General features: G+C 71.8%; 19 protein-coding genes and 1 pseudogene. All 20 read left to right on the top strand.

The features are described from left to right. Positions 1-2,247, top strand: a 2,247-nt coding sequence (gene infB / locus FREUN1FDRAFT_RS27500; protein WP_050796058.1) for a translation initiation factor IF-2, incomplete at its 5' end; no start/stop codon positions are given. A gap of 80 nt (positions 2,248-2,327) precedes the next feature. Continuing rightward, positions 2,328-2,657: a DUF503 domain-containing protein gene (locus FREUN1FDRAFT_RS27495; RefSeq protein ID WP_006543553.1), complete on the top strand. Its 330-nt coding sequence runs from the start codon at positions 2,328-2,330 to the stop codon at positions 2,655-2,657. Between the two features lie 179 nt (positions 2,658-2,836). After that, positions 2,837-3,412 carry a 30S ribosome-binding factor RbfA gene (gene rbfA / locus FREUN1FDRAFT_RS27490; protein WP_006543552.1) on the top strand — a complete coding sequence of 192 codons (576 nt, stop codon included), beginning with the start codon at positions 2,837-2,839 and terminating at the stop codon, positions 3,410-3,412. Further along, positions 3,409-4,560 carry a bifunctional oligoribonuclease/PAP phosphatase NrnA gene (locus FREUN1FDRAFT_RS27485; RefSeq protein ID WP_006543551.1) on the top strand — a complete coding sequence of 384 codons (1,152 nt, stop codon included), beginning with the start codon at positions 3,409-3,411 and terminating at the stop codon, positions 4,558-4,560. The genes rbfA and FREUN1FDRAFT_RS27485 overlap by 4 nt, the downstream gene beginning before the upstream one ends. Next, the gene (truB, locus tag FREUN1FDRAFT_RS27480; protein WP_006543550.1) at positions 4,557-5,465 is read left to right on the top strand and encodes a tRNA pseudouridine(55) synthase TruB; all 909 of its coding nucleotides are present in this window, start codon (positions 4,557-4,559) and stop codon (positions 5,463-5,465) included. Before FREUN1FDRAFT_RS27485 ends, truB begins: the two co-directional genes overlap by 4 nt. A 118-nt stretch (positions 5,466-5,583) precedes the next feature. Next, positions 5,584-6,513: a bifunctional riboflavin kinase/FAD synthetase gene (locus FREUN1FDRAFT_RS27475; protein ID WP_006543549.1), complete on the top strand. Its 930-nt coding sequence runs from the start codon at positions 5,584-5,586 to the stop codon at positions 6,511-6,513. A 456-nt stretch (positions 6,514-6,969) separates the two neighbouring features. Further along, entirely contained in the window at positions 6,970-7,239 is a 270-nt protein-coding gene (gene rpsO / locus FREUN1FDRAFT_RS27470) for a 30S ribosomal protein S15 (RefSeq protein ID WP_006543548.1), read from the top strand. Between the two features lie 249 nt (positions 7,240-7,488). Then, a complete protein-coding gene (locus tag FREUN1FDRAFT_RS27465; protein WP_006543547.1) occupies positions 7,489-9,678 on the top strand; it encodes a polyribonucleotide nucleotidyltransferase in 2,190 nt (729 codons plus the stop codon). Between the two features lie 44 nt (positions 9,679-9,722). Next, positions 9,723-11,126 (top strand): pitrilysin family protein, encoded by a 1,404-nt coding sequence (locus FREUN1FDRAFT_RS27460; RefSeq protein WP_006543546.1) that lies wholly within the window; start codon positions 9,723-9,725, stop codon positions 11,124-11,126. Between the two features lie 54 nt (positions 11,127-11,180). Further along, positions 11,181-11,924 carry a 4-hydroxy-tetrahydrodipicolinate reductase gene (gene dapB / locus FREUN1FDRAFT_RS27455; RefSeq protein ID WP_006543545.1) on the top strand — a complete coding sequence of 248 codons (744 nt, stop codon included), beginning with the start codon at positions 11,181-11,183 and terminating at the stop codon, positions 11,922-11,924. 80 nt (positions 11,925-12,004) lie between these two features. Further along, complete coding sequence (locus tag FREUN1FDRAFT_RS27450; RefSeq protein ID WP_006543544.1) at positions 12,005-13,840, top strand: Hsp70 family protein; 1,836 nt, start codon at positions 12,005-12,007, stop codon at positions 13,838-13,840. A gap of 40 nt (positions 13,841-13,880) precedes the next feature. Beyond that, positions 13,881-16,568: a hypothetical protein gene (locus FREUN1FDRAFT_RS27445; RefSeq protein WP_006543543.1), complete on the top strand. Its 2,688-nt coding sequence runs from the start codon at positions 13,881-13,883 to the stop codon at positions 16,566-16,568. A gap of 172 nt (positions 16,569-16,740) precedes the next feature. Beyond that, positions 16,741-18,060 (top strand): histidine--tRNA ligase, encoded by a 1,320-nt coding sequence (gene hisS, locus FREUN1FDRAFT_RS27440; RefSeq protein WP_006543542.1) that lies wholly within the window; start codon positions 16,741-16,743, stop codon positions 18,058-18,060. A gap of 640 nt (positions 18,061-18,700) precedes the next feature. Then, positions 18,701-19,510 (top strand): FAD-dependent thymidylate synthase, encoded by an 810-nt coding sequence (gene thyX, locus FREUN1FDRAFT_RS27435; RefSeq protein ID WP_232295440.1) that lies wholly within the window; start codon positions 18,701-18,703, stop codon positions 19,508-19,510. Positions 19,511-19,715: 205 nt separating this feature from the next. Continuing rightward, entirely contained in the window at positions 19,716-22,151 is a 2,436-nt protein-coding gene (locus FREUN1FDRAFT_RS27430; RefSeq protein WP_006543540.1) for a phosphoketolase, read from the top strand. Positions 22,152-22,194: 43 nt separating this feature from the next. After that, a complete protein-coding gene (locus tag FREUN1FDRAFT_RS27425; RefSeq protein ID WP_006543539.1) occupies positions 22,195-23,304 on the top strand; it encodes an acetate/propionate family kinase in 1,110 nt (369 codons plus the stop codon). Between the two features lie 198 nt (positions 23,305-23,502). After that, complete coding sequence (locus FREUN1FDRAFT_RS27420) at positions 23,503-24,984, top strand: hypothetical protein (protein ID WP_006543538.1); 1,482 nt, start codon at positions 23,503-23,505, stop codon at positions 24,982-24,984. Positions 24,985-25,088: 104 nt separating this feature from the next. After that, complete coding sequence (locus FREUN1FDRAFT_RS42070; protein WP_006543537.1) at positions 25,089-25,283, top strand: hypothetical protein; 195 nt, start codon at positions 25,089-25,091, stop codon at positions 25,281-25,283. A gap of 148 nt (positions 25,284-25,431) precedes the next feature. After that, a complete protein-coding gene (dapA, locus tag FREUN1FDRAFT_RS27415; RefSeq protein WP_035953844.1) occupies positions 25,432-26,469 on the top strand; it encodes a 4-hydroxy-tetrahydrodipicolinate synthase in 1,038 nt (345 codons plus the stop codon). Next, positions 26,466-26,903, top strand: a pseudogene (locus FREUN1FDRAFT_RS27410) (MBL fold metallo-hydrolase); the annotation flags it as partial. The gene dapA and the pseudogene FREUN1FDRAFT_RS27410, both read left to right, overlap by 4 nt.

Here is a 26,903-nt window from a genome sequence, read left to right as displayed (position 1 = left end):
CCGGGTGGTCCGCGCCCCGGCGGCCCGGGTGGTCCCGGTGGTCCACGTCCGTCGCCGAACCAGATGCCGCCGCGTCCCGGCGGCTCCGGCGGTGGTCCCGGTGGTCCGCGTCCGTCGCCGAACCAGATGCCGCCGCGTCCCGGTGGCTCCGGCGGCCCGCGCCCCAACTCGAACATGTTCCAGCCGCGTCCGGCGGGCGGTGCTCCCGGCCGTCCCGGTGGCGGCGGTGGCGGTGCTCCCGGTCGTCCCGGTGGCGGCGGTGGTCCCGGTGGCGGCGGGCGTCCGGCTGCCGGTGGTCGTGGCCGTGGTGGCACGACGGCCGGTGCCTTCGGGCCCGGCGGTCGTGGGCGTCCCGGCCGGCAGCGCAAGTCCAAGCGCGCGAAGCGGCAGGAATGGGAGAGCGGGCTTGAGGCGCCGCGCATGGGGGCGATGGTCCCGCGCGGCAACGGCCAGGCGATCCGGCTTCCTCGCGGTGCGTCGCTCGCCGACTTCGCGGACAAGATCGACGCGAACCCCGGTGCGCTGGTCCAGGTGGTCTTCACCCAGCTGGGTGAGATGGTCACCGCGACCCAGTCCTGCACGGACGAGACGCTGCAGCTGCTTGGTGTGACGCTGGGTTACGACGTGCAGATCGTCAGCCCCGAGGATGAGGACAAGGAGCTCCTGGAGAGCTTCGACCTCTCCTTCGGCGGCGAGTACGGCGACGACATCGAGCTCTCGGCCCGGCCACCTGTGGTCACGGTCATGGGTCACGTCGACCACGGAAAGACCAAGCTGCTCGACGCGGTCCGCTCGACGGACGTCGTCGGCGGCGAGGCCGGCGGCATCACCCAGCACATCGGTGCCTACCAGGTACGGGCGAACGTCGACGGCACCGAGCGTCCGATCACCTTCATCGACACCCCGGGTCACGAGACCTTCACCGCGATGCGTGCCCGTGGTGCGCAGGTGACCGACATCGTGGTCCTCGTGGTGGCGGCGGATGACGGTGTGAAGCCGCAGACGATCGAGGCGTTGAACCACGCCCAGGCGGCCGGTGTGCCGGTCGTGGTCGCGGTGAACAAGGTCGACAAGGAGGGCGCGGACCCGGCGAAGGTCCGCGGCCAGCTCACCGAGTACGGCCTGGTGGCGGAGGAGTACGGCGGCGACACGATGTTCGTCGACGTGTCCGCCCGTAACCGGACCGGTATCGACGAGCTGCTCGAGGCGGTCATCCTGACCGCGGATGCCTCCCTCGACCTGCAGGCCCCGACGGGGACCGAGGCTCAGGGCGTGGCGATCGAAGGTCGCCTCGACCGTGGGCGCGGCCCGGTGGCGACCGTGCTGGTCCAGCGCGGAACCCTGCGGGTCGGTGACTCGGTCGTCGCCGGCGAGGCCTTCGGTCGCGTCCGGGCGATGCTCGACGAGAACGGTGCCCAGGTCTCGGAGGCGGGCCCGGCCCGTCCCGTGCAGGTGCTCGGTTTCACCAGCGTTCCCGACGCCGGTGACAACTTCCTCGTCGTGCCCGAGGACCGGGTCGCCCGGCAGATCGCCGAGCGCCGGCAGGCCCGCGAGCGCAACGCCGAGCTGGCGCTGAGCCGTGGCCGCCCGACGCTGGAGTCGATCCTCGAGCGGATGAAGGAGGGCGAGAAGACCCAGCTCAACCTCATCCTCAAGGGCGATGTGTCGGGTTCGGTCGAAGCCCTCGAGGACGCTCTGCTCAAGATCGACGTCGGCGACGAGGTCGGCCTGCGGATCATCGACCGCGGTGTCGGTGCGATCACCGAGACCAACGTCATGCTGGCGTCGGCCTCGGAAGCGGTCATCATCGGCTTCAACGTCCGGCCGCAGGGCAAGGCGACGGAGCTGGCCGACCGCGAGGGTGTCGAGGTCCGCTACTACTCGGTGATCTACCAGGCCATCGAGGACATCGAGAACGCCCTCAAGGGCATGCTCAAGCCGGTGTACGAGGAGGTTCAGCTCGGCACCGCCGAGGTGCGCGAGGTCTTCCGCGTTCCTCGGGTGGGCAACGTCGCAGGTTCGCTGGTCCGGTCCGGCATCATCCGCCGCAACACCAAGGCCCGGCTCATCCGGGACGGTGTCGTGGTCGCGGACAACCTCACCGTCGAGTCGCTCAAGCGCTTCAAGGACGACGCGACCGAGGTTCGCGAGGGCTACGAGTGCGGTATCGGTCTCGGGTCGTTCAACGACATCAAGATCGATGACGTGATCGAGACCTTCGAGCAGCGGGAGGTTCCCCGCGCCTGATCCGACGAAGCCGGTGCCGGTCGAACCCATCGCGGGTTCGACCGGCACCGGGACGTCGCCCGACAGGCCGCGGAAAGATCATGTGGATCGGGAGTCTGACACTGGACATCCTTCTCGGGGACGTGCATTCCCTGAAGGAGAAGCGGTCGGTGGTTCGGCCGGTCGTCGCGGAGCTTCGTCGGCGGTTCGTCGTCAGCGTCGCGGAGACCGGGAGCCACGATCTGCACCGTCGGGTCGAGATCGGGGTCGCCGTCGTGGCCGCGGACCGGGCGCACTGCGCGGACGTGCTCAGCGCCTGCGAGGACCTGGTGGCCGGACGCCCTGAGCTGGAGATTCTCTCGGCGCGGGTGCGCTACCTGTCCGATCAGGATGCCGACGGCATGACCTGCTCGGAGACAGCCCTGTCCTAGGACGCTTCCGGGTGGTCATCCAGGCTGCTGGCGCATCTCCGCTGCGGTCTGGCCTGCCCGGAGCAGCCGAGTGGGCAGTGACCCGGGGTAGGTAGGAAATGGTGGGTGTCGACCGTGGTCAGGCCGGGCACCGTGGTGTCCGCCGCCCAGGTCGACCGGGTGAGTGAGGGAGGTGGGCGGTGGCTGATCCGGCTCGCGCGCGTCGATTGGCGGTACGCATCCGTGAGGTGGTCGCGTCCACGCTGGAGCGCGGTGTCAAGGACCCCCGTCTCGGAATGGTGACCATCACGGACGCCCGGGTGACGCCGGACCTGGTGGACGCGACGATCTTCTATACGGTCTACGGCGACGACGAGGCCCGGCAGGCCTCGGCCGCGGCGCTGGAGTCGGCCAAGGGCATGCTGCGCAGCCAGGTCGGGCGGGCGACCGGCGTCAAGGTCACCCCGACGTTGACGTTCGTGCACGACCGGCTGCCGGACGATGCGCGGCATCTGGAGGACCTGCTCTCCGTGGCGCGCCGGCGCGACGCGGAGCTGGCGCTGGCCCGGCAGGACGCCCAGCCCGCCGGTGAGCCGGACCCCTACCGCCGGCCCCGTGAGATCGACGATCTCGACCTCTCCGACGCCGGCACTGACGCCGACACCTTCGCGGACGGGCTGGACGAGGACGAGGACGATGGCGGGGACGCCGGCGTCGGCTTCGACGAGGTCGCCGGGGAGGACCGCGAGGCCGCGCGCCGGGAGTCGGCGTCATGACCGTCATGTCCGCGGGAACGGGCCCGATGGGCGCTGGTACCGGGGACACGGACCGCACTGGTGCCACTGCCACTGCCACTGCCGGTGCGACCGCTGCTGCCGGTGCGACCGCTGCTGCCGGTGCGACTGCCGGTGCCGGTGCGGTCGGCGCCGGTGAGGCCTTCGGCGCGGCGGTCCGGGCGTTGCGCTCGGCCGCGGACGCGGGTGCGCCGGTGCTGTTGCTGGCGCATGTCAACCCGGACGGTGACAGCCTCGGGTCGGCCATCGCGCTGGGCCTGGCGTTGCGCCGCCTGGGCGCGCGACCGCGGGTCTCGTTCGACGCGGAGCCGTTCGTCGTCCCCCGTACGCTGCGTTTCCTTCCCGGTCAGGATCTGCTCGTCGCACCGGGCGACCTCGACGGATTCGACGCCGCCGCGGCACTGGTGGTGACCCTGGACGTCGGCAGCGAGGAGCGGCTGGGCCGGCTGTCGCGACGGCTCGCCGGTACTCAGTCGCTGGTCGTGGACCATCACGCCTCGAACACCCTCTTCGGAGAGGTCAACTTCGTCGATCCGGAGGCCGCGTCGACCAGCGTCCTGGTCACGCGGATCATCGACGCGCTCGGGGCGGAGCTCGACCGGGACATCGCCGCGGCGGTCTACACGGGTCTCGTCACGGACACCGGCTCGTTCCGCTTCGCGGCGACGACGCCCGCGGTCCACGAGCTGGCTGCCCGGCTGCTTGCCACCGGCATCCGCCACGACCAGATCTGCCGCACGCTGTGGGACACCCACCGCTTCGGCTATCTCAAACTGTTGGGCCAGGCCCTGGAACGGGCGCGGCTCGAGCCGGAGTTCGATCTCATCTGGACCTGGTGCACCGAGTCCGATCTGCGGCTGGCCGGGATCGGTTATGACGAGATCGAGGCCGTGATCGATACCGTGCGTACGGTGTCGGAGGCCGAGGTCGCGCTCGTGTGCAAGCAGGACGGCGGGATCTGGAAGCTGTCGGTGCGTTCCAAGGGCGCGGTGGATGTCGGTGCGTTGTGCACCGCGCTCGGTGGCGGCGGGCACCGTTTCGCCGCCGGGGTCTCGTCCTCGGAGTCGTTGGCGGCCACGATGGACCGGTTCCGTGAGGAGCTCGTCCACGCCCCCCGGCTGAGCCGGTGAGCGCCACGTCACCGCCCGCGCCGCCAACGCCGCCCATTCCGTCCACTCCGGACGGGCTCGTCGTCGTCGACAAGCCGGCCGGCTGGACGTCGCACGACGTCGTCGCCCGCTGTCGACGCCTGCTGCGGACCCGGCGCATCGGCCACGCCGGGACCCTTGATCCGATGGCGACCGGTGTGCTCGTGCTGGGCGTCGGGCGCGGTACCCGGCTGCTCGGCCATCTGGCCCTGACGGCGAAGGTCTACGAGGCCACGATCAGGCTCGGGCGGACCACCACGACGGACGACGCCGAGGGCGAGCCGGTCGCCGACCGGCCGGTCGAGGTCGGCGCGGGCGAGCTCGCGGCCGGGATGGCGGCGCTGACCGGTGCGATCGACCAGGTTCCGTCCAGTGTCAGCGCGGTGAAGGTCAATGGTGTGCGGGCCTACGCGCGGGTCAGGGCCGGCGAGGATGTGGTGCTGGCGCCTCGCCGGGTCACCGTGAGCCGTTTCGAGCTGCTGACCCGTCGTGGGACCGACCTGGACGTCGTCGTGGCCTGTTCGAGCGGCACCTACATCCGTGCTCTCGCGCGTGATCTGGGCGCCGCGCTCGGCTGCGGCGGCCACCTCACGGCGCTGCGCCGCAGCGAGGTCGGGCCGTTCGGCCTGGCGGCCGCGGTCGGCCTCGACGAGCTGGCCGAGCGGGGTCCCGCGGCGGTCGTCCCGCTGGGAGCGGCGGTCGCGGCGGCCTTCCCGCGCCGCGATGTCGATCTCGATCAGGCGCGTGATGTCGCTCACGGTCGATGGTTGCCTGCGCTAGGTCGTTCCGGCCCGTATGGCGTGTTCGGGCCGGACGGCGCGGTCCTGGCGTTGTTCGAGGATCGAGACGAAACAGCCCGGCCCGTGGTCGTGTTCGCGCCGGCGTAGGCGTTCGACTCGGCGCGCAATGGTCTGTCGGCGCGGTCCCCGATGGCGGCCGCAGTGGTCACCCCGTTGCCCCGAACGGCGATCGAAGATCGACTCGCGATGCCCTAGGCTTCGGCAGGTGCGACGTTGGCGCGGAGTGGAGAACACCCCGGAGGACTGGCCGGGGGGAGTCGTCACCATTGGCTTCTTCGACGGTGTTCACCTGGGGCACCGCCGGATCGTGGGCAGGGCGGTCGAGCTCGCGCGCCAGCGCGGGCAACGGTCGACGGTGCTGACCTTCGACCCGCACCCGGCGGAGGTTCTCCGTCCCGGCACCCATCCCGCCCAGCTGACCACGCTGCGGTACAAGGCGGAGCTGCTGGCCGCGATCGGCGTCGACGCGCTGTGCGTCGCCCCGTTCACCCTGGAGTTCAGCCGGATCCCGGCGGAGGAGTTCGTCCGCCAGGTTCTGGTGGGGCGGCTGCGCGCGACGACCGTGGTGGTGGGGGAGAACTTCACCTACGGCCACCGGGCGGCCGGCAACGTCGAGAGCCTGGCCCGTGACGGGCGGGCGGAGGGCTTCGAGGTGGAGGGCATCGGGCTCGTCCGCGCGGACGAGAAGGTGCTTTCCTCGACCGAGATCCGGCGGCGGGTGGCCGCCGGGGATGTCGAGGGCGCCGCGGCGGCGCTGGGGCGGCCGCACCGGGTGGAGGGCGTCGTCGTGCACGGCGACGCGCGTGGCAGGACGATCGGCTACCCGACGGCGAACCTGCAGTGCGCGCCGTGGTCCGCGATTCCTGACGACGGCGTCTACGCCGGTTTCGCGAGCTGGTCCGACCAGCGCCGGGCCGCCGCGATCTCGATCGGGACGAACCCGACGTTCGAGGGGCGGGACCGCCGGGTCGAGGCGTTCCTGCTGGACTTCGACGGCGACCTCTATGGCGAGTACATGACCTACGAGTTCACCCGCAGGTTGCGTCCCACTCTGCGATTCGACTCCGTTGATGAGCTTGTCGAACAGATGGGGCGAGATGTGGACGAGACCCGGTCGGCCACCCTGCCCGTCTGACCGTGAGACTTTTCCGTCTGACGGTCCACGGTCAAGGAAGCCGCGGGTGTGAGCCGACGACGGAAAGGGCTCAGTCGGTGTCCGGGCGGCCCCCCGGGGGTTGATAGGCTTGCCCTTCAAGCGGGAGCGGTGTGTCCGGTGACGGCGTGCCGAATGGTTGGCTCGCGGCGGTTGCTGATGGTTCACAGCTTGTTTTGCGTGGTGCAACTGGTGGTGCCCGGTCCACTGCGGTGGAGACACCGAGGGTGGGGCCGGGTGCAGGTGGTGGTGCGCAGCGGCTGATGGCGCTCAGCTGTCGTCGAGGTCCGGCGATCGTAGGGGCGGGTTCGGTGTGGTGCCGATGGCCCCGGGGGTCGGTGGGCGTGGGGCGACGGTTCGCCAGGCTTACACCGGCAGGAGGCTCGGGTGCAGAAGACCCCGGGCTCGCGCCGTCCCAGACGAGGAACGAGGTGGAGCGTGCCGCTCTCAAGCGACGTCAAGCAGAAGATCATGTCGGACTACGCCACGGTCGAACGGGACACGGGTTCGCCCGAGGTCCAGGTGGCGATGCTGACCCGTCGCATCAGTGACCTGACCGAGCACCTGAAGGTCCACAAGCACGACCACCACAGTCGACGCGGGCTGCTGCTGCTCGTCGGGCGCCGGCGCCGCCTGCTGAACTACCTGGCGAAGACGGACATCAACCGCTATCGCGCACTGATCGAGCGACTCGGTCTGCGTCGATAGCAACCAAGAGGGAGCGCCCGGTGGCGCTCCCTCCGGCGCATCCGGGGTAGGTACCGGGGCGTCGGGCCGCCGGCGGCGCTCAGGCCGCCCGGCGGCCGCAGGACCTGACCGGGTCCGCGCGGCATGAGTCGCCGGTCCTCGGTCGTGGCCGCCCGAGCGGTGCCAGCGGTGCCGGGCCCGGGAGACTTCGACTGAGCACCGGCATCCTCGATGGCGCGGGCACGGCCCACGAAGAGGATGGAGTATCGAGTGGACGACTCGACACAGGCGGCCGAGGCGGTCATCACGACGCCGGCCGGGCCCCGCACGGTGCGATTCGAGACCGGCCGGCTGGCACGGCAGGCGGCCGGTTCGGTGGTCGCCTACCTGGGCGACACCATGGTCCTTTCGGCGACGACGGTGAGTCGGTCGCCGAAGGAGCAGCTGGACTTCTTCCCGCTCACGGTCGACGTCGAGGAGCGGATGTACGCGGCGGGGCGCATCCCCGGTTCCTTCTTCCGCCGGGAGGGCCGCCCCAGCGAGGACGCGATCCTGACCTGCCGGCTCATCGACCGACCGCTGCGGCCCTCGTTCGCCAAGGGGCTGCGCAACGAGATCCAGGTCGTCGCGACGGTGCTGGCGCTGGACCCGGAGACCCTCTACGACGTCGTCGCGATCAACGCGGCGAGCGCGTCCACGATGCTGGCGGGGCTGCCGTTCAGCGGTCCGATCGGGGCGACCCGGGTCGGTTTCGTCGACGGTGAGTGGATCGCCTTCCCGACCCACGCCGAGCTCGAGCGGGCGACGTTCGACATGGTCGTGGCCGGCCGAGTGCTGGAGGACGGCTCCGACGTCGCGATCATGATGGTCGAGGCGGAGGCCACGCCTGGGACGGTGGGCCTGCTCGCGGGCGGTTCGCCCGCGCCGACCGAAGAGGTCGTCGCGGCCGGTCTGGAGGCCGCGAAGCCGGCGATCCGCGAGCTGTGCCGGGCCCAGAGCGAGCTGGCGGCCGGCGCGGCCAAGCCGCAGCGCGACTTCCCCCTGTTCGTCGACTACCACGCCGACGTGCTGGAGTCGCTGACAGCGGCGGTCGGCGAGGAACTGGCGGCGGCGCTGCGCATCGCCGGCAAGGCCGAGCGTGAGGCGGAGCTGGAGCGGGTGCGTGTGCTGGCCGTGGAGAAGGTCTCCGGCCAGTTCGAGGGGCGCGACAAGGAGATCGGCCCGGCCTACCGGGCGCTGACCAAGAAGCTGGTCCGTTCCCGGATCGTCGCGGACGGCGTGCGCATCGACGGCCGTTCCACCACCGAGATCCGGGAGCTGTCGGCCGAGGTCGACTACATCCCGCGGGTGCACGGCTCGGCGCTGTTCGAGCGGGGCGAGACGCAGATCCTCGGTGTCACGACGCTGGCGATGCTGCGGATGGAGCAGACCGTCGACACGCTCAACCCGGAGCGCACCAAGCGGTACATGCACAACTACAACTTCCCGCCGTACTCCACCGGTGAGACGGGCCGGGTGGGCTCGCCGAAGCGGCGCGAGATCGGCCACGGCGCACTCGCCGAGCGGGCCCTGCTGCCGGTGCTGCCGGACCGCGAGGAGTTCCCCTACGCGATCCGCCAGGTCTCCGAGGCGCTGGGCTCCAACGGTTCGACCAGCATGGGCTCGGTGTGTGCCAGCACGCTGTCGCTGCTGAACGCCGGTGTGCCGCTCAAGGCGCCGGTGGCCGGCATCGCGATGGGGCTGATCCAGGAGGGCGACGCGTTCGTCACCCTGACCGACATCCTCGGAGCCGAGGACGCCTTCGGTGACATGGACTTCAAGGTCGCCGGCACCCGCGACTTCGTGACGGCGCTGCAGCTCGACACCAAGCTCGACGGCATCCCCGCCTCGGTGCTGGCCGGTGCGCTGCAGCAGGCGCGGGCGGCCCGCCTGACGATCCTGGAAGTGATGGCCGAGGCCATCGGCGCGCCGGACGAGATGTCCACGCACGCGCCGCGGGTCATCTCGGTGAAGATCCCGGTTGACAAGATCGGTGAGGTCATCGGGCCCAAGGGCAAGATGATCAACCAGATCCAGGCGGACTCCGGCGCCGAGATCACGGTCGAGGACGACGGCACGATCTACATCGGCGCCGCCGACGGGACGTCGGCCGAGACCGCCCGTTCGGCGATCAACGCGATCGCCAACCCGCAGATGCCCGAGGTCGGCGAGCGTTACCTCGGTACCATCGTGAAGATCACCAACTTCGGTGCCTTCGTCTCGCTGACGCCGGGCAAGGACGGCCTGCTGCACGTCAGCAAGCTCAAGCAGCTCGCGGGCGGCAAGCGGGTGGAGAAGGTCGAGGACGTGCTGTCGGTCGGCCAGAAGCTGCAGGTGGAGATCACGGAGATCGATGCGCGGGGCAAGATCAGCCTGGCGCCTGGCGCGGAGGCCGTTGACGCGGTTGCCGCCGAATCCTGAGTCACCCCTGTGTCCGCGGGGGTCCTCCTCCTGACAGGAGTGTTGTGACGGAGACGGATCTGTCCACGTCCGACGAGCGCACGCCGGCTCCGCGCGGGTCGGAGGTCACCTCCGCCCCGTCGCCGGTCCGTGTCGCCGAACTGCTCGCCGCCGGATCCGGGCCCGAGGAGCTGCTGGCCGGCACCGTGCGCCGCACGGTGCTGCCCGGCGGCCTGCGGGTCATCACCGAGAAGGTGCCCGGTGTCCGGTCCGTGGCCATCGGCGTCTGGGTGGGGGTCGGCTCCCGCGACGAGACCCCGCTGACCGGCGGCTGCTCGCACTACCTGGAGCACCTGCTCTTCAAGGGCACCCCGAGCCGGGACGCACTGTCGATCAGCGCCGCCATCGAGGCGGTCGGTGGCGACCTGAACGCGTTCACGGCGAAGGAGTACACCTGCTACTACGCCCGGGTCCTCGACTCGGACCTGGACCTCGCCGTCGACGTCGTCTGTGACATGGTCGCCAACTCGCTGGTGACCGCGGACGACGTCGAGGCCGAGCGTGGCGTGATCCTCGAGGAGATCGCCATGCACGAGGACGATCCCGGCGACGTCGTCCACGACGTCTTCGCCGACGCGGTCCTCGGGTCCTCGGTGCTGGGTCGGCCGGTGCTGGGCACGGTCGACACGATCCAGGCCCTCGGCCGGGAGACGATCTTCGACTACTACCGGGAGCGCTACGCCCCGCCGGCGCTCGTGATCTCGATCGCCGGGAACCTCGAGCACGACCAGGCCCTCGACCGGGTGGTCCGGGCGTTCGCCGACCACCTCGGCGGGCCCGCGCGGCCGCAGGACGTCCGCCGCGGCGAATATCCCTTCCCGCCGCCGCCGGGCATCGTCGTGGACCGGCGGCCCACCGAGCAGGCGCATGTCGTGCTCGGCACGGTCGGTCTCTCCCGGCACGATCCACGGCGCTACGCGCTCGGGGTGCTGTCGACGGCGCTCGGGGGCGGCATGAGTTCGAGGCTGTTCCAGGAGGTCCGGGAGAAGCGGGGCCTGGCGTACTCGGTCTACTCGTTCGACAACCAGTTCGCCGACGCGGGCCTGTTCGGGGTCTACGCGGGCTGCACGCCGGGCCGGGCCGACAACGTGCTGGAGATCTGTCGCGAGCAGGTGCAGCAGATCGCCGAGCACGGCATCACCCAGGAGGAGCTCGACCGCGCCCGGGGCCAGAACCGCGGGGGCCTCGTGCTCAACCTGGAGGACACCGGGTCGCGGATGAGCCGGCTGGGCAAGAGCGAGCTGGTGCACGGCGAGCTGCTGTCGGTGGACGAGGTGCTCGCCCGGGTCGAGGCTGTGACCCTGGACGACGTGCGGGCGCTCGCGGGCGAGCTGGTGGACCAGCCGTGGGCGCTGGGCGTCATCGGCCCGTTCGACGACCACGATTTCAGCGCCGCCGTCGCCCGCTGACCGCGGTGCGGTGCGGTGCGGCATGGCGCGTGCAGGACACAGGAGGGGCATGAAGTGATCGCTGTCGGTGTGCTCGGATCCCGTGGCCGGATGGGTGCCACGGTGTGCCGGGCTGTTCGCGAGGCCCCCGATCTGGAGCTGGTCGCCGAGATCGACGCCGGTGACGACCGTTCCGGGCTCGCCAAGGCCGACGTGCTGGTCGACTTCACCCACCCCGACGCGGTCATGGACAACCTGCAGTGGGCGGTGGAGAACGGCGTCCATTCGGTGGTCGGGACGACCGGCTTCGACGACGACCGCCTCGCCACCGTGCGTGGCTGGCTGGGCCCCGATCCGTCGGTCGGGGTTTTCGTGGCCCCCAACTTCGGTATCGCCGCCGTCCTGATGATGATCTTCGCGGCTCGGGCGGCGCCCTACTTCGAGTCCGTGGAGATCGTCGAGCTGCATCACCCCGGCAAGGCCGACGCGCCCAGCGGGACGGCGCGCCGCACCGCCGAGCTCGTCTCGGCCTCCCGGCGGGCGGCCGGGCAGGACCCGGCGGGGCCGGACGCGACGACCTCGGCCCTCGACGGGGCCCGCGGTGCCCGGGTGGCCGGTGTCCCGGTCCACGCGGTCCGGCTCGGCGGGCTCGTCGCGCATCAGGAGGTCCTGCTCGGTGGTTCCGGGGAGACCCTGACCATCCGGCACGACTCGTTGGACCGGGCCTCGTTCATGCCGGGCGTGCTGCTCGCGGTGCGCCACGTCGCCGACCACCCGGGTCTCACGGTGGGTCTGGAGGCCCTGCTGGACCTCGGCTGACCGGTACGGGCGGGGGTGTCGCGAAGCCGTCACCCAGTCCGCTCTCTGCCCGACCCGGTGCGGATGGATAAGTTTCGGGTGTGGCGCGACATACAGGTGGCCGGGCGGCGAACGCCGGAACCGTTTTCGGTATTGACCTGGGGACGACCTTCAGCTGCCTGGCGACCGTCGCGAGCTCGGGTGATCCCGAGGTCGTCCCGCTGATGGACGGGTCGTCCACGCTGCCCAGCGTGGTCCTCTTCGTCGGTCAGAACGACTACATCACCGGGGAGACCGCACGGCGGCTCGCCCGGGCCCGCCCCGATGACGTCTGTTCGCTCGTCAAGCGCCGGATGGGCGACCGTGACTGGCGCTTCGTGACGCACGGGGCGGCGTGGTCGGCGCCCGCGGTGAGCGGGCTGATCCTCAAGGCACTGGTCTCGGATGCCGGTCTGACCGTCGGCGAGCCGGTCCGCGACGTGGTCATCACCGTCCCCGCCTACTTCGGTGACGAGGAGCGCAGGGCGACGGTGCTGGCGGGGGAGTACGCCGGCCTGAACGTCGTGGATGTCATCAACGAGCCGACGGCCGCCGCGCTGTCGTACGGGTTCGCCCGTTTCGAGGTCGCGGGCCGGCGGACACTCGCCGGGCCGGGGGCGCTCGCCGAGGAGGTGGCCCTCGTCTACGACCTCGGCGGCGGGACCTTCGACGTGACCATCGTCGAGCTCGCCGACCGCAGGGTCTCCGTCGTCGCCACCGATGGCGATCATCAGCTCGGCGGGGCGGACTGGGACGAGAAGATCGTCCTTTTTCTCTCCGACCGCTTCCTGGCGGCCCATCCCGAGGCCGACGACCCGCTGGACAACGGTGAGGCGGCCCAGGAGCTGTCGTTGGCGGCCGAGCGTGCCCGCCGCGAGCTGACTGAGGCCGAGTCGACCGTGGTCACGGTCAGCCACAGCGGCAGGTCTCTGGACGTCACCCTCACCCGTGACGAGATGGAGAACCTGACAGCCGGTCTGCTCGACCGCACCCTCGCGCTGACCCGGTCGGCGATCGACGCCGCCCGTGAGCGGGGAGTTCGCGGTGTCGACCGGGTCCTGCTCGTCGGCGGGGCGTCGCGGATGCCGGCCGTCGCCCGTCGCCTGGCCGCGGAGCTGTCCGTGCCGGTGGAGCTCACCGATCCCGACCTGGCCGTCGCCCGCGGTGCCGCCATCTACGGCCAGAAGAAGGCGATGGAGCGCCTGGTCGCCGCCGACCTGGTGACCCGCGGCCAGCTGGTGGACGGGGCCTCGGTGGACACCGCGGCGCCGGCCGATCTGGACGCCGCCTGCCGCCGGTTGGCCGAGGCGCTCGGGCTGCCAGCCGACCGGGTTCGCCGGACGGTGGAGGTCCAGGTCGTCAACGTGGTGTCGCGGGGCTTCGGGGTGCTGGCGCTGGACCGGTTCGGCGACCAGCGCGCGGTCTTCCTCGTACACCGCAACGACCGGCTGCCGGTTGCCGTTCGCCGGCTGTTCGGCACCGTCCGCGATGATCAGGACGCGGTGATGGTGCATGTCGTCGAACAGGCCGGCGGAGTGGAATCCACCCGGATCGAGGACAACAAGATCATCACCAATGCGGAGATCATCGGGATTCCGCCGGGCTATCCTGCCGGAACCCAGATTGAAATCATGTTCCGCATGGGCTTCGACGGCATCCTGGAGGTGACGGCACGCCACGAAGGGCTCGCCGACCAGCCGTTGACGGTCCGCATCGAGACCTCGGCCGCGCTCAGCCAGGCGGACGTCGCCCGTGAGCGTGAGCAGGTCGCGCGTGCCCGCCGGGAGCGGGGCCTGGACCGGCCCGCCACCGGCGGTCCGGACCCGCTGCGCAAGAAGCCGCTGGACGGTGACTCCGGCGGGCTCGGCGGGCTCGGTGGGTCGCCGGGCTGGCCGTAAGCCGCCGTCAGAGCGTCACGTCTTCAACAGGGAGTCCGCGGTGCTGCCCTTCGACTCGAACGACTACCGGAGCCGGGTGCTCGCCGCGGTCCACGCCCGCGGCGGTGCCGAGCAGAGTGACCCGTTCGAGATCTACGACATCCCGATCGAGGAGGCCGCTCGGCTCGGCGATGCCGAGGTCTGGGCACGCATCGACGAGGTCTGGGCGTTCTGGCAGCGCAGCCGGGACCATCCCCGCTACCGCGGTGTGATCATCGCGCTGCTGGGCCTGCACAGCGAACTGTCCGCGGCGCTGCGGACGACGGCCGCCCGAACGGAGCTCGCCGGGCGGGTCACCGCCGCCCGCACCGCCCGGGACGGCGAGCGCTTCGCCGAGCTCGACGCCGCCGTTCGCCGGCTGGTGAGCCGCTTCGGCGGCCTGCCCGAGGACAAGATCGCCGGGCTGCGTGCGCTGGCGGCCACGCATGGCATCGACGACGCGGCGTTCGAGCTGCGCATTCGCCGGCATCGGCGGCTCCCCGCCGGCACGGCGGAACGGGCCACGGCCACGTCGGCCCGCCGGCCCGTGTCAGCCGAGGTGATACGCCAGGTGCGCGCCGATCTCGACGAGCTTGGCCGGATCGTCGGAACCACCCCACCGCGAAGCCTCTTCGACCTGCTCGGGGTCACGCCGGAAAGCAGCCGGGAGGAGATCCGCGCCGTCCGCGACGCCGCCGCGGCGCGTAACCGCGAGCGCCGGCCGGACCGGCGCCGCGCACTGTTGGACGACCTGCTCACGGCGGCGCGTGCGCTGCTCGTCGACGGCGACCCGGAGGCCTATCTCGACGCCCTGATCGAGCCGGTCAAGGCGGTGCTGCGGCCGCGGGTGGCCACCGCCGTGCTGATCGAGGACCGCCTCCTCGCCACGGCCGCGGCCGAGCTCATCGCCCAGGCCGTCGCCGAGGGTCTCGACCAGGGCCGGGCCCGCGCGGTCGTAGCGGATCTGGCCCGCGAGCACGGCGTGGAGCCACCGGAGACCGCGCACCTGACGAGCCCATCGCACTCGTCGCGTCCGGGAAGCGGCGCCGCGCACGGTGGGTGGACGGGCGGCGGTGGGCCGGCTGCGGGCGGCTCCGGGGGAGCGGCCGGGACCACCGGCAGTGACGCGCCCACGCGCGACCGGTCCGCCTCCCGGCCGGCGCCGGCCCGGGCCAGCGACTGGCAGGCTCTGCTGTCGCGTGCGCGTGCCGAGCTGCGGGCGGGGCGGCCGATCGCGGCCAGCGGTGAGATCGCCCGGGCCCGAGAGCTCGCGGGCGAGACGCTGCCACCGATCAGGGCGCTCGACGACGAGGTCGAGCGGGTGATCCGGGACGCCGGCGAGCGCTGGCAGGCCATCGTCGCCGAGCTCACCGCGAACCGTCACCGCGCGGTGCTGGGCCTCGTCGAGGCCCTGGCCCGCCTCGCCGCCGATGTGCCAGGCCCCGGTGGGCGGCTGCTCGACGAGGTGCGGGCGCTGGCCCTCGACCAGTGCGCCCAGGCGGACGAGCTCGTCCGCCGGGCGCGGACGTCGGTCGGCCCGGACCGGGTCCGGCTGGTCCGGGCGGCGGTGGCCCTGGTAGCGGACCACGAAGAGGCACTCGCCCTGCTGGCCGAACCCGCGCCCGCGGCCGGCGCCGCCGGCCCGGGCGCCCAGAGCGGTGGAACCGGGTCGTCGACCGCGGGCTCGCGAGCAGAGACGTCCACCCGCCCGGCGCCATCCACCCGACGGCCGTCTACCGAACGGCCGTCAGCGGAACCGCTGCCGGTGCAGCCGCTGTCGGCACAACCGCGGTCCGCCGAGACGCCAGCTGCCGGGCCGGCGTCGGTCGAACCGCCGACCGGCGTCGCCGCGCGGTGGGACGGGTCCTCCGTGGTCATCAGTTGGCAGCGGACAGTAACTCCTGGTGATGTCAGCTATCGCATCCGCCGGATCACGGCGGACGGGAAGGCTCGGGCGGTGGGAGTCACGCCAGCCACCGTCATCGAGGATGGTGGGGTGTTCCGCGGTTCGTCGATCCCTGAATACGAGGTGATCGCAGGCATCGGCGGAGTGTGGTCGAAGCCCGCGAGATGGCCCGACCCCGCAGGCACGGCCGGCACGGCCGGGGCGGGCACGGCCGGGGCGGGCGCCGCCGGGGCGGGCGCTGCCGGGTCGAGCGCGGCCGGGCCGGCCGCGGCCGGGCAGCCCCGGAGCGAGACCGGCGGTTCCGCGCAGGGGTCGGTTGACGGCGCACCGCCCGAAGGCGGGCAGGCCGGCGCAGCCGCGTTCGAGGTGCCTCCGCCGGGACCGCGCACAGCGGCCGACGAGATCGGCCCGGCCTCCGACCTGCGGATGGTGGCCGGCCGGTTGTGCTGGACCTGGCCGGCCGGGTGCACCGAGATGATGGTCACCGCCCGTGCGGACCTCCCGCCCGCCGGCGCGCAGGAACTGGGCGCCACCACGCGCAAGATCACCAACACGCGGTATGACATCGACGGCGGCTTCCTTCCGCCGGACGTCCGTCCACTGCACGTCGCCCTGTTCGCCTGCGTGCGGGAGCGCGGTGAGCTGGTGGTGGCGGGCGCCGCGGCCGCCCGTGTCGTGATCGATGCGACCGGTGTCCTGACCGTTGTCGGGTCGGGTTCCGCCGCCGCGGCGCGGACAGCCCCGGCTGGCGGCGGCGTCGTCGGGACCAGGGCCGGCAGCGGGGCTGGCAGCGGGGCCGGCTGACGTCCGCGTCGGCCCGCACCGGCTGGTGCCGACCGTTGCCGACCGGTGCCGCTGTAAGGTTGGGATCGTGTTCTTCTTTTCTCGACATCGGTGATCACCGCGCTTCCAGGGTCCGATGAGCGCGCGAAGAGATCGCGTGCCAGCAGTGTCGAGAAAGAGGAGTTGATCGGCGATGGCCGATGCGCCCGTGGTTCGTCCCACGCTGGTCAGCGGGTTTCCCGAGTGGCTTCCCGACGTGCGGATGGTCGAGCTGCGCTGGCTGGACACCATTCGTGCCTCGTTCGAGCGGTACGGGTTCTGCTCGGTCGAGACCCCGTCGGTGGAGGCGCTCGAGGCGCTGATGGCGAAGGGTGAGACGTCGCAGGAGGTCTACACCCTGCGGCGCCTGCAGGCCACCGACGATGACGACAGCGCGCGTCTCGGTCTGCACTTCGACCTGACGGTCCCGTTCGCCCGGTACGTCGCCGCGCACTTCAACGACCTGGTCTTCCCGTTCAAGCGGTACCAGATCCAGCGGGTCTGGCGCGGGGAGCGGCCGCAGGAGGGCCGGTACCGCGAGTTCACCCAGTGCGACATCGACGTCATCAACGTCGATAACGTGCCGCTGCACTTCGACGCCGAGCTGCCCCGGATCGTGCACGAGATCCTCACCACGCTCGGCGTGCCAGCCTGGACGCTGAACATTAACAACCGCAAGGTGCTGCAGGGGTTCTACGAGGGCCTCGGCATCGGTGATCCGCTGGCCGTGATCCGGGCCGCCGACAAGATCGACAAGATCGGTCGTGCGGGGGTGGAGGCGCTGCTGACCGGCCCGGTGGGCCTCAGCGCGGAGCAGGCGAAGGCCTGCCTCGACCTGGCCGGGGTCCGGGGCTCCGACGCTTCGGTCGTCGATGAGGTCGGCCGGCTCGGGGTCAAGTCGGACCTGCTCACCGAAGGGCTCGACGAGCTGGGGCGGGTGCTTGACGACCTGGCCGACCTGCCGGCGGGAAGCGTGGTGGCCGACCTGTCGATCGCGCGCGGCCTGGACTACTACACGGGCACCGTCTACGAGGCGAAGTTCGTGGACGCACCCGGCTACGGCAGCATCTGCTCAGGCGGTCGGTACGACGACCTCGCCGGGACGTTCATCCGGCGCAATCTGCCCGGAGTCGGGATCTCGATCGGGCTGACCCGGATCTTCGCCAAGCTCGTCGCGGACGGCCTGGTCGGCGGCGGCCCGGCGAGCCCGGCCCAAATCCTGATGGTGATCCCGAGCGACGAACGGCGTCAGGTGGCGCTCGCCACCGCCCGGACGCTGCGCGAGCGCGGCCTGCGGGTTGAGACGTACCACCAGGCCGACAAGATCGCCAAGCAGGTCCGCTACGCCTCCCGCAAGGGAATCCCGAACGTCTGGTTCCCGCCGTTCGCGGACGACCGCGAGCACGAGGTCAAGAACATGGCGACCGGCGACCAGCGCGTCGCCGACCCAGCACAGTGGGCACCCGACGCCTGATCCGTGCGACGCCCGTTCGCGCCACGCGGCCGCGGCGCCGGTCGGCGGCGCGGGAGACGGGCCGACCGGTGGTCGCGGCCGCGTGGTGGACATGGTGCCCGCCGTCGGTGTGGGCCTCGGCCGGGAGCTGACGGGGGCGGAGACCCCCGGCCGAGGCCACACTTCCGGGTGAGCACCGGACCCCTCACCGGCTGTGGCGACGAGCCCACATCCGGTGTACCACGGTGGGCCGTCGCGGCCACCGCCGTGTTCCGGACGGGTCACCGGACGGGTAAGTGGGTGGCGACACGGGGCGGTTGGGCGGTTCGAACGTAACCGGTCTGGTGCATGCCGATGACGCCCACGCGAACGGTCCCGGCGCGGGCCGGGCCGGGAAGACGATGCTGCTGTTGATGAGGTGGTCCCCCGGGGTCTCGTCCGATGCCCGGCCGGGTCGCCAAGCGGCGAGCGGATACCGTGGTGCGCATCCGCTGCCGGCGAGGTCGGGAGGCTCGCATCCGCAGCCTGACCCGTGGCCGGGGCGCGCGCGGCGCGCCGTCTGACCCGAGTCCAGATCGAGGGTCGGGCGGGTCGCCGAGCGTGTGGGTGCGGATTCCTTGTGGAGGTCAATCTCGTGGAGATCGCTGTGGGGGAGGGCTTCATGCCGGACGAAACCGTCGGGTCCGCCGGGCCGGGTCGGTCCCCCGAGGGGGCCCAGGTACCGGCGGCGGCTCGCCTGCGGGTGCAGGTCATCGCCCGTACCGAGTTCCTGCCGCCGAGCGACGTGCCATGGAGCACCGACGCCGACGGTGGCCAGGCACTCGCGGAGTTCGCGGGGCGCGCCTGCTACCAGAGCTGGAGCAAGCCGAACCCGGCGACCGCGACGAACGCGGGCTACCTGCGGCACATCCTCGACGTCGGCCACCTGTCGGTCCTCGAGCACGGGTCGGTGTCCCTCTACATCACCGGGGTGTCACGCAGTCTCACGCACGAGCTGGTGCGGCACCGGCACTTCTCATACAGCCAGCTCTCCCAGCGATACGTCCCCGAGCATGACGCGGCACTGGTCGAGCCCGAGGTGATCGCCGACGATCCGGAGCTGCACGAGCTGTTCACCGAGGCCGCCGCCGCCTCGATGGAGGCGTACGCGCGGCTGCTGGAGGGCCTGGAGAAGCGGTTCGCCGACGTGTCGGCGCCGACGTCGCGGCGTAAGCAGGCACGGCAGGCGGCCCGGTCGGTGCTGATGAACGCGACCGAGACCAGGATCGTCGTCACCGGCAACTACCGCGCGTGGCGGCATTTCATCGCGATGCGGGCCAGCGAGCATGCCGATGTCGAGATCCGCGGCCTGGCGGTCGCCATCCTGCGGGCGTTGCGAGAGGTGGCGCCGAACGTCTTCGCCGACTTCCAGGTGCGAACCCTCGACGACGGCACCGAGGTGGCGTCGAGCCCGTTGGCGGGCGAAGGCTGATCCTGCGCCCGGCCGGCCCGGCAAGGGCCCTTCGGCGCGGGGACTCCCGACGTTCGGCCCCGCCAGCCGCAGGCGGACCTGACCACTCCCATGCTCACAAGGGATCAGCGTTCGGGCCTGGTCGAGGGGAACGATGATGGGGTTGAGCGGTGGGGCAGACGCGCGGGCAACGGCGCCAGGGCGGGACGGGCAGGGGAGGGCCAGCATGATCGACGTTGCCGAGATCGACGCGGGTTCAGCCAGGGCGGCGGGGTCGGCAGGGCCAGCCGTGGCGGCGGCGCGCCCGCTGTCCACCGAGGAACTGCGCCTGGTCGACGCCTACTGGCGGGCCGCGAACTACCTCTCGGTCGGGCAGATCTACCTGCTGGACAATCCGCTGCTGACCGAGCCCCTGCGGGCCGAGCACATCAAGTCGCGCCTGCTCGGCCACTGGGGGACCACACCCGGCCTCAACCTGATCTACGCCCACCTCAACCGGGTCATCCGGCGCAACGACCTTGACGCGATCTATGTGATCGGCCCTGGTCACGGCGGTCCGGGCATCGTGGCGAACACCTATCTCGAGGGCACCTACAGCGAGATCTACCCGTCAGTGGCCCAGGACCGGGAGGGTATGCGGCGGCTGTTCCGCCAGTTCTCCTTCCCCGGAGGCATTCCGAGCCACGTCGCGCCGGAGGTGCCCGGCTCGATTCACGAGGGCGGTGAGCTGGGCTATGCCCTCACGCACGCCTTCGGAGCAGCCTTCGACAACCCGCACCTGCTGGTCGCCGCTGTCGTCGGTGACGGTGAGGCGGAAACCGGGCCACTGGCCGCGAGCTGGCACTCGAACAAGTTCCTCGACCCGGTGCGGGACGGCGTCGTGCTGCCGATCCTGCACCTCAACGGTTACAAGATCGCGCAGCCGGCCATCCTCGCCCGTATCCCGGAGGCCGAGCTCGAGTCGCTGATGCGGGGCTACGGCTACGAGCCGCTGCACGTGGCCGGCGACGACCCCGCCGAGGTCCATCAGCGATTCGCGCACTGTCTCGACCTCGCGATCTCGCGGATCCACGACATCCAGGACCGGGCCCGTCGGCTTGGTGATCCGTCCCGGCCCGCCTGGCCGATGATCATCTTGCGTACCCCGAAGGGTTGGACCGGCCCGACCACGGTGGACGGGCTGCCGGTCGAGGGCAACTGGCGGTCGCACCAGGTACCGATCAGCGAGCCGAAGCGCGACCCGGCCCACCTCGCCCAGCTCGAGACCTGGCTGCGCAGCTACCGGCCCTGGGAGCTGTTCGACCCCGACGGGCGGCTGAAGCCCGAGCTCGCGGCGCTGGCCCCGGTGGGAACGCGCCGGATGAGCGCCAACCCGCACGCCAACGGCGGCGAGCTGCTGCGCGACCTGACCCTGCCGGACTTCCGCGACTACGCGGTCGACGTGCCCAAACCCGGCCGCGCCTGGACGGGGGCGACCCGGGTGCTCGGTGGCTTCCTGCGTGACGTCATGCGCTCCAACCCGAACACCTTCCGGGTCATGGGCCCCGACGAGACCGCGTCGAACCGACTGGGCGCGCTGTTCGAGACCACCGGGCGCGCCTGGAACGCCGAGGTCGTGGCGACCGACGAGGACCTGGCGCCGGACGGCCGGGTGATGGAGGTGCTCTCCGAGCACCTGTGCCAGGGCTGGCTGGAGGGGTACCTGCTCACCGGCCGTCACGGCTTCTTCTCGTGCTACGAGGCGTTCATCCACATCGTCGACTCGATGGTGAACCAGCACGCGAAGTGGCTGAAGACGTCCCGGCACATTCCGTGGCGGCGGCCGATCGCGTCGCTGAACTACCTGCTCACCAGCCACGTGTGGCGGCAGGACCACAACGGTTTCTCGCACCAGGACCCGGGCTTCATCGACCATGTGGTGAACAAGAAGGCCGAGATCATCCGGGTCTACCTGCCGCCGGACGCGAACACCCTGCTCTCGGTGGCCGACCACTGCCTGCGCAGCCGGCACTACATCAACGTGATCGTGGCCGGCAAGCAGTCCGCGCTGACCTACCTGCCGATGCGCGACGCGATCGCGCACTGCACCCGCGGCCTGGGGATCTGGGACTGGGCGAGCAACGACCACACCGAGGACGGCGACGGCACCCCCGACGTCGTCATGGCGTGCGCCGGGGACATCCCGACCCTGGAGACGCTCGCCGCGGTCGACATCCTGCGCCAGCACTTCCCCGAGCTGAAGGTTCGCGTCGTCAACGTCGTCGACCTGATGAGCCTGCAGGACGAGGCGGAGCACCCGCACGGGATCTCCGACGCCCGCTTCGACGCGCTGTTCACCTCGGACCGGCCGGTCATCTTCGCCTACCACGGCTATCCGTGGCTGATCCACCGGCTCACCTACCGCCGCCGCAACCACAACAACATGCACGTGCGGGGCTACATCGAGGAGGGCTCGACAACCACGCCCTTCGACATGGTGATGATGAACAACCTGGACCGCTTCCACCTGGTGGTCGACGTGATCGACCGGGTGCCCAGCCTGGGCGCGCGCGCCGCGCACGTGCGGCAGCGGATGATCGACGCCCGGCTGGCGGCCCGCGCCTACACCCGGGACCACGGCGAGGACGATCCCAGCATCCGTGACTGGACCTGGCCCTACTGAGGTCGGGCCGGGAGCGACCGAGAGCGACCGAGGACGGGGTCTTATGGGCGGGAACGTGCTGGTGGTCAACGCCGGCTCGTCCAGCGTGAAGCTGCGGCTGCTCGATCCGGGCGACCGGGTGCTGGCCGCGCACGACCTGCGTGCGGTCGCCGGCCGGCCCGACCCCGACGAGCTGGAACGGGCGGTCGAGGAGCTCGCCCAGGCAGGCGAGGTGGCGATCACCGGCCATCGGGTGGTGCACGGGGGGTCGGTCTTCGTCGACCCGGTCCTGGTCGATGACGAGGTCGAGCGGCAGCTGCGCGCGTTGGTTCCGCTGGCGCCGCTGCACCAGCCGGCGGCGCTGACCGCGCTGGCGGACGTCTCGGCGGTGCTGCCCGGGGTGCCGCGGGTCGCCTGCTTCGACACCGCGTTCCACGCCCGCATGCCGCCCGAGGCGATCACCTACCCGGTTCCGATGCGCTGGCGCGACGAGTACGGGGTGCGTCGGTACGGGTTTCACGGCCTGTCCCACGCGTACGCGTCCCGACGCGCCGCGGAGCTCACCGGCGCCCGGCGCGTCGTCACCGCGCACCTGGGCTCGGGAGCGTCGCTGGCGGCCGTGCGCGACGGCGTCAGCGTCGACACGACGATGGGCTTCACCCCGCTGGAGGGCATGGTGATGGCCACCCGCTCGGGAACGGTGGACCCCGGCCTGCTGCTGTGGCTGCAGACGGAGCAGGGGATGACCGCCGAGGAGCTGACGGACGCCCTGTTCCACCGCAGCGGCATGACCGGGCTCGTCGGCTCCGCGGACATGCGCGCGGTGCTCGACGGCGCGCGGCGGCCCGGTACGCCGGAGGCCCTGGGCCTCGCCGTCTACCTGCACCGGCTGCGGGCCGAGATCGCCGCCATGACGGCTGCCCTCGGTGGGCTGGACGCCCTGGTCTTCACGGGTGGGGTGGGGGAGCACGCCCCACCGGTGCGGTCCGGCGCCGCCGCCGGGCTCGGTTTCCTGGGCGTCGCGCTCGACGCGGAGCGCAACGGCTCGTACCAGGGCGGGGACCTGGAGATCAGTGCTCCCGGAGCACCGGTCCGCACCCTGATCATCGAGGCGCGTGAGGACGTCGAGATCGCCCGGGCGGCCCGCGCCCAGCTGCCGGCACACGCGGGGTGAGCATCTTGGGCGGGTGCGCGCTATGTGAGGGTGCTGCTACTCTCGCCCGATGTGAGCGGTTCGGGCGGTTCGGGCGGTTCAGGCGGATGGGGGGGACCCGCGGGGCCCTGGCCCGGCCGCCTGCGGCGGTGGCGCCGGCGGGATGACGCCGACAGTGCCCCGATTCTCGACCTCACCGATGTGGACGAGGTCACCACGATGCTGCTGGCGCCCCCGGCGGAGTACCAGGGGCTGCGGCGCCGGGTCGTCGACCAGTTCACGATCGTCAGTGCCAACCGCTGCCAGCTCGCCAGGTCGATCAACTGGGGGCCGCTGGACGGGCTGCTGAACAGCATCGTCCCGGGCACCGGCCGGCTCGACACCGCGGGCCGGCTGCCGCCCGAGGTCTGTCTCCTGCTCCCGATCTCCACCCTGCCCAAACGCGCGCTCGTGGGGTTCGACCTCGTCGGCCCCGGCGGGTCGGACGCCCATCTGATGCCCTACGGGACGTCGGTCGCGATCCAGGGCAACCTGATCGCGTTGCTCGCCGAGGCCGCCGGGTGCCCGCTGCCAGGCCCGGCCCGCCGGGTGGTGGACGCGATCTCACGCTTCCGCCCCGGGCGGCTTTCCGGCAACCTGCCGCGGCTGGCGCCCCGCGGGGACCGGCCGCTGTCGTTCGAGGCGGTGCGGACCTATCTCGACGCCGAGGCCGACCTCGTCGTCCCCGCGCCGACCCTGCGTTCCTGGCAGGAGCTGCTCGAACCGGCCCAGACCCTGCTGGGTCGGGCGCTGGACGAGCCGTTCGACCCGCTGAGCAGCGCAGACACCCTGCTGCTCGCGGTCGGTGAGCTGTGGCGGGACCCGGACGTCCCGACGCCGTTGGAGATCGGGCACATCGAGTACTACCTGCGGGAGTTCACCACCTGGATCGACGAGCTGAGCCTGGCGGGCGCGGCGGCGACGCCCGTCCTGAGCACCGTCGCCGAGTACGGGCGGCGGTGGGAGGCGCTCGCGGCGGTCATCGTCGACCCGTACCGGCCCTGCCTGATCAAGATGAAGGAGGAGCGCCGGACGATCCTGGCCCGGCGCCACCCGGTCCGCGACGGGCAGGTCCCGGTTCGGCAGCGGTGGCTGACCCCGGTCGCGCTCGTGGACATCGATCCGGGCGGTCCTGGCAGCTACCACGTCAGCATCGGCACCGACGACTCCAGCATCGAGCTGAGCACGCCGATCACCGTCGACCTGTGGCACCGGAGGATCGCCCGGACCTACGTCGAGGACGTCCACGGCAACCGTGAGGTCTACGCCTTCTACAGCACGGACGCGCGGCGCGCCGCGCGGGCCAGGCTCGTGGTCGGCCTGAGCGTCTCGCCGGATGTGTGGCGGGTGGCCGCGGCCATCGGGATCCTGATGAGCCTCACGGTCGCGCTGTCGGCGCTGCCGTTCCAGCTCGGGGCGGACGCGGTCGCGGTGGTGGCGGTGCCGTCGTCGTTCGCCGCCACGGTGCTGCTGACCAGGGAGCGGTCGAGCCTGGCGGCCTGGGTGCTCGGGCCGACGAAACAGGCCCTGCTCGCGTTGCTGGTTGCGCTGGCGGTGCTGTCCGGGCTGCGGGCGCTGGGCTGGCACACCCCGCCGGACGAACCGGCGTCGTCGATCATGTCCGGGCAGGCACAGGAGACCGGCCGCCGGGGGCCCGGCTGACCTGGTGACGACGGCAGGACGCGGCCGGGGCCCGCGAACGGCGACCGTCGCCGCGGTCAGGGCGGTACCCTGAACCAACTGTCGAGCGAGACGGGGCGGTGAGCATGCCAAAGAACTATGGCGCCGGAGTCGCGGGCGGCGCGGCGCGCGTGGGTGGCCTGCGGTCGTTCGTCCGTCTCGGTCGTCGTGAGCTGTGGGTGCGGCTCGACCGCAACATGATCGCCGGTGCTCGAAAAGAGCCCGCCGGCCGTCCGTCCGCTGGTCCGTCGAGTCCGGCGGAGCTGGCGCCAGGGTCCTGAAAGCCGCTTGAAAGTAGATCTTCGTTCCCTGCCCGGGTCCGCCGGGTCGGTGGGTTTCCGGCGCGACTGTCCGGATGATGTCGCCCGCCCGCCGCTCCAGCGCCTGGTGGGGGATGCCGACTCCGCCGGTCGGTGACCGTCGGAGGAGATGTCGGAGGTGCCCGCTAGCGTGGCAGGTATGTCAGCATTGCCCCCGGCCCCGTTCGGGCGGATGATCACGGCGATGATCACGCCGTTCACCTCGGACGGCGGCCTGGACGTCCCGGGTGCGGCGGCGCTCGCCGAGCATCTCGTCGACGCCGGTAACGAGGCGTTGGTCATAAACGGTACGACGGGTGAGTCCCCCACGACGTCGGACGCCGAGAAGGACACGTTGCTGCGTGTGGTCCGTGAGGCGGTCGGCGGGCGCGCCCGGATCATCGCCGGGGTCGGCACGAACGACACCCGGCACACGCTGGAGCTGGCTGGCGCGGCCGAGAAGGCGGGCGCTGACGGCCTGCTGGTCGTCACGCCGTACTACAGCAAGCCGCCGCAGGCCGGGCTGCTCGCCCACTTCCGGGCCGTCGCCGACGCGACGGGCCTGCCTACGATGATCTACGATATTCCCGGCAGGTCCGGAGTTCCCGTCGCGACCGAGACGCTCCTGCGGCTGGCGGAGCACCCGCGGATCGTCGCGGTGAAGGACGCGAAGGACGATCTCGCCGGGTCGTCGTGGGTGCTGGCCAACACCGGCCTCGCCTACTACTCGGGCACGGACGTGCTCAATCTTCCGTTGCTGTCCGTTGGTGCGTGCGGCGTGGTCAGCGTTGTCGGTCATGTGGCCGCACCCGCCATCAGGGCGATGATCGAGGCCTTCGGGGCCGGTGAGGTGGGTCGGGCGATCGCGCTACACAAGGGCTTGCTGCCCGCATACGAGGGAATTTTCCGTACCCAGGGTGTGATCCTGGCCAAGGCCGCGCTGGCGATGGCGGGCCTGCCCGCGGGGCCGGTGCGGTCCCCGCTGGTCGACGCCACCGAGGCGGAGTGTGCGCGGCTGCGCGCCGATCTCGCCGCCGCCGTGCTGGACCCGGCGGCTGCGGGGGCCCAGGGCGGTGCAGACGGTGCGGCCGGGTCGGCCGGCGGTGCCGCCTCGGCGTCGCCACGGTCCGATACCGCGGCGGCGGCCGCGGGGGCGGCGGTTTCATGACGCCTCCGCGCCCCGTACTGGGTCCGCCCCCGCCGCTGCGCGCCGACGGGCTGAGGATCATCGCGCTTGGTGGGCTCGGCGAGATCGGCCGGAACATGACCGTGTTCGAGCATGCCGGCCGGTTGCTCATCGTCGACTGCGGGGTTCTCTTCCCCGAGACCGACCAGCCCGGTGTCGACCTGATCCTGCCGGACTTCACCGCCATCCGGGATCGCCTCGACGACATCGAGGCGGTGATCCTCACCCACGCGCACGAGGATCACATCGGGGCCGTTCCCTACCTCCTGCGCGAGCGTCGGGACATCCCACTCATCGGCACCCGGCTGACCCTCGCGCTCATGGTCGCCAAGCTGCAGGAGCACCGCATCCAGCCGGTGACCCTGCAGATCCGCGAGGAGGAGCGCCATTCGTCGGGCCGTTCGACTGCGAGTTCC

The organism is Parafrankia sp. EUN1f (genome assembly GCF_000177675.1).
In the GTDB taxonomy this organism is placed as follows: Bacteria; Actinomycetota; Actinomycetes; order Frankiales; family Frankiaceae; genus Parafrankia.
Note: the sequence above shows the minus strand (reverse complement) of the source record. Positions and strands in the feature narration are given on the sequence as shown.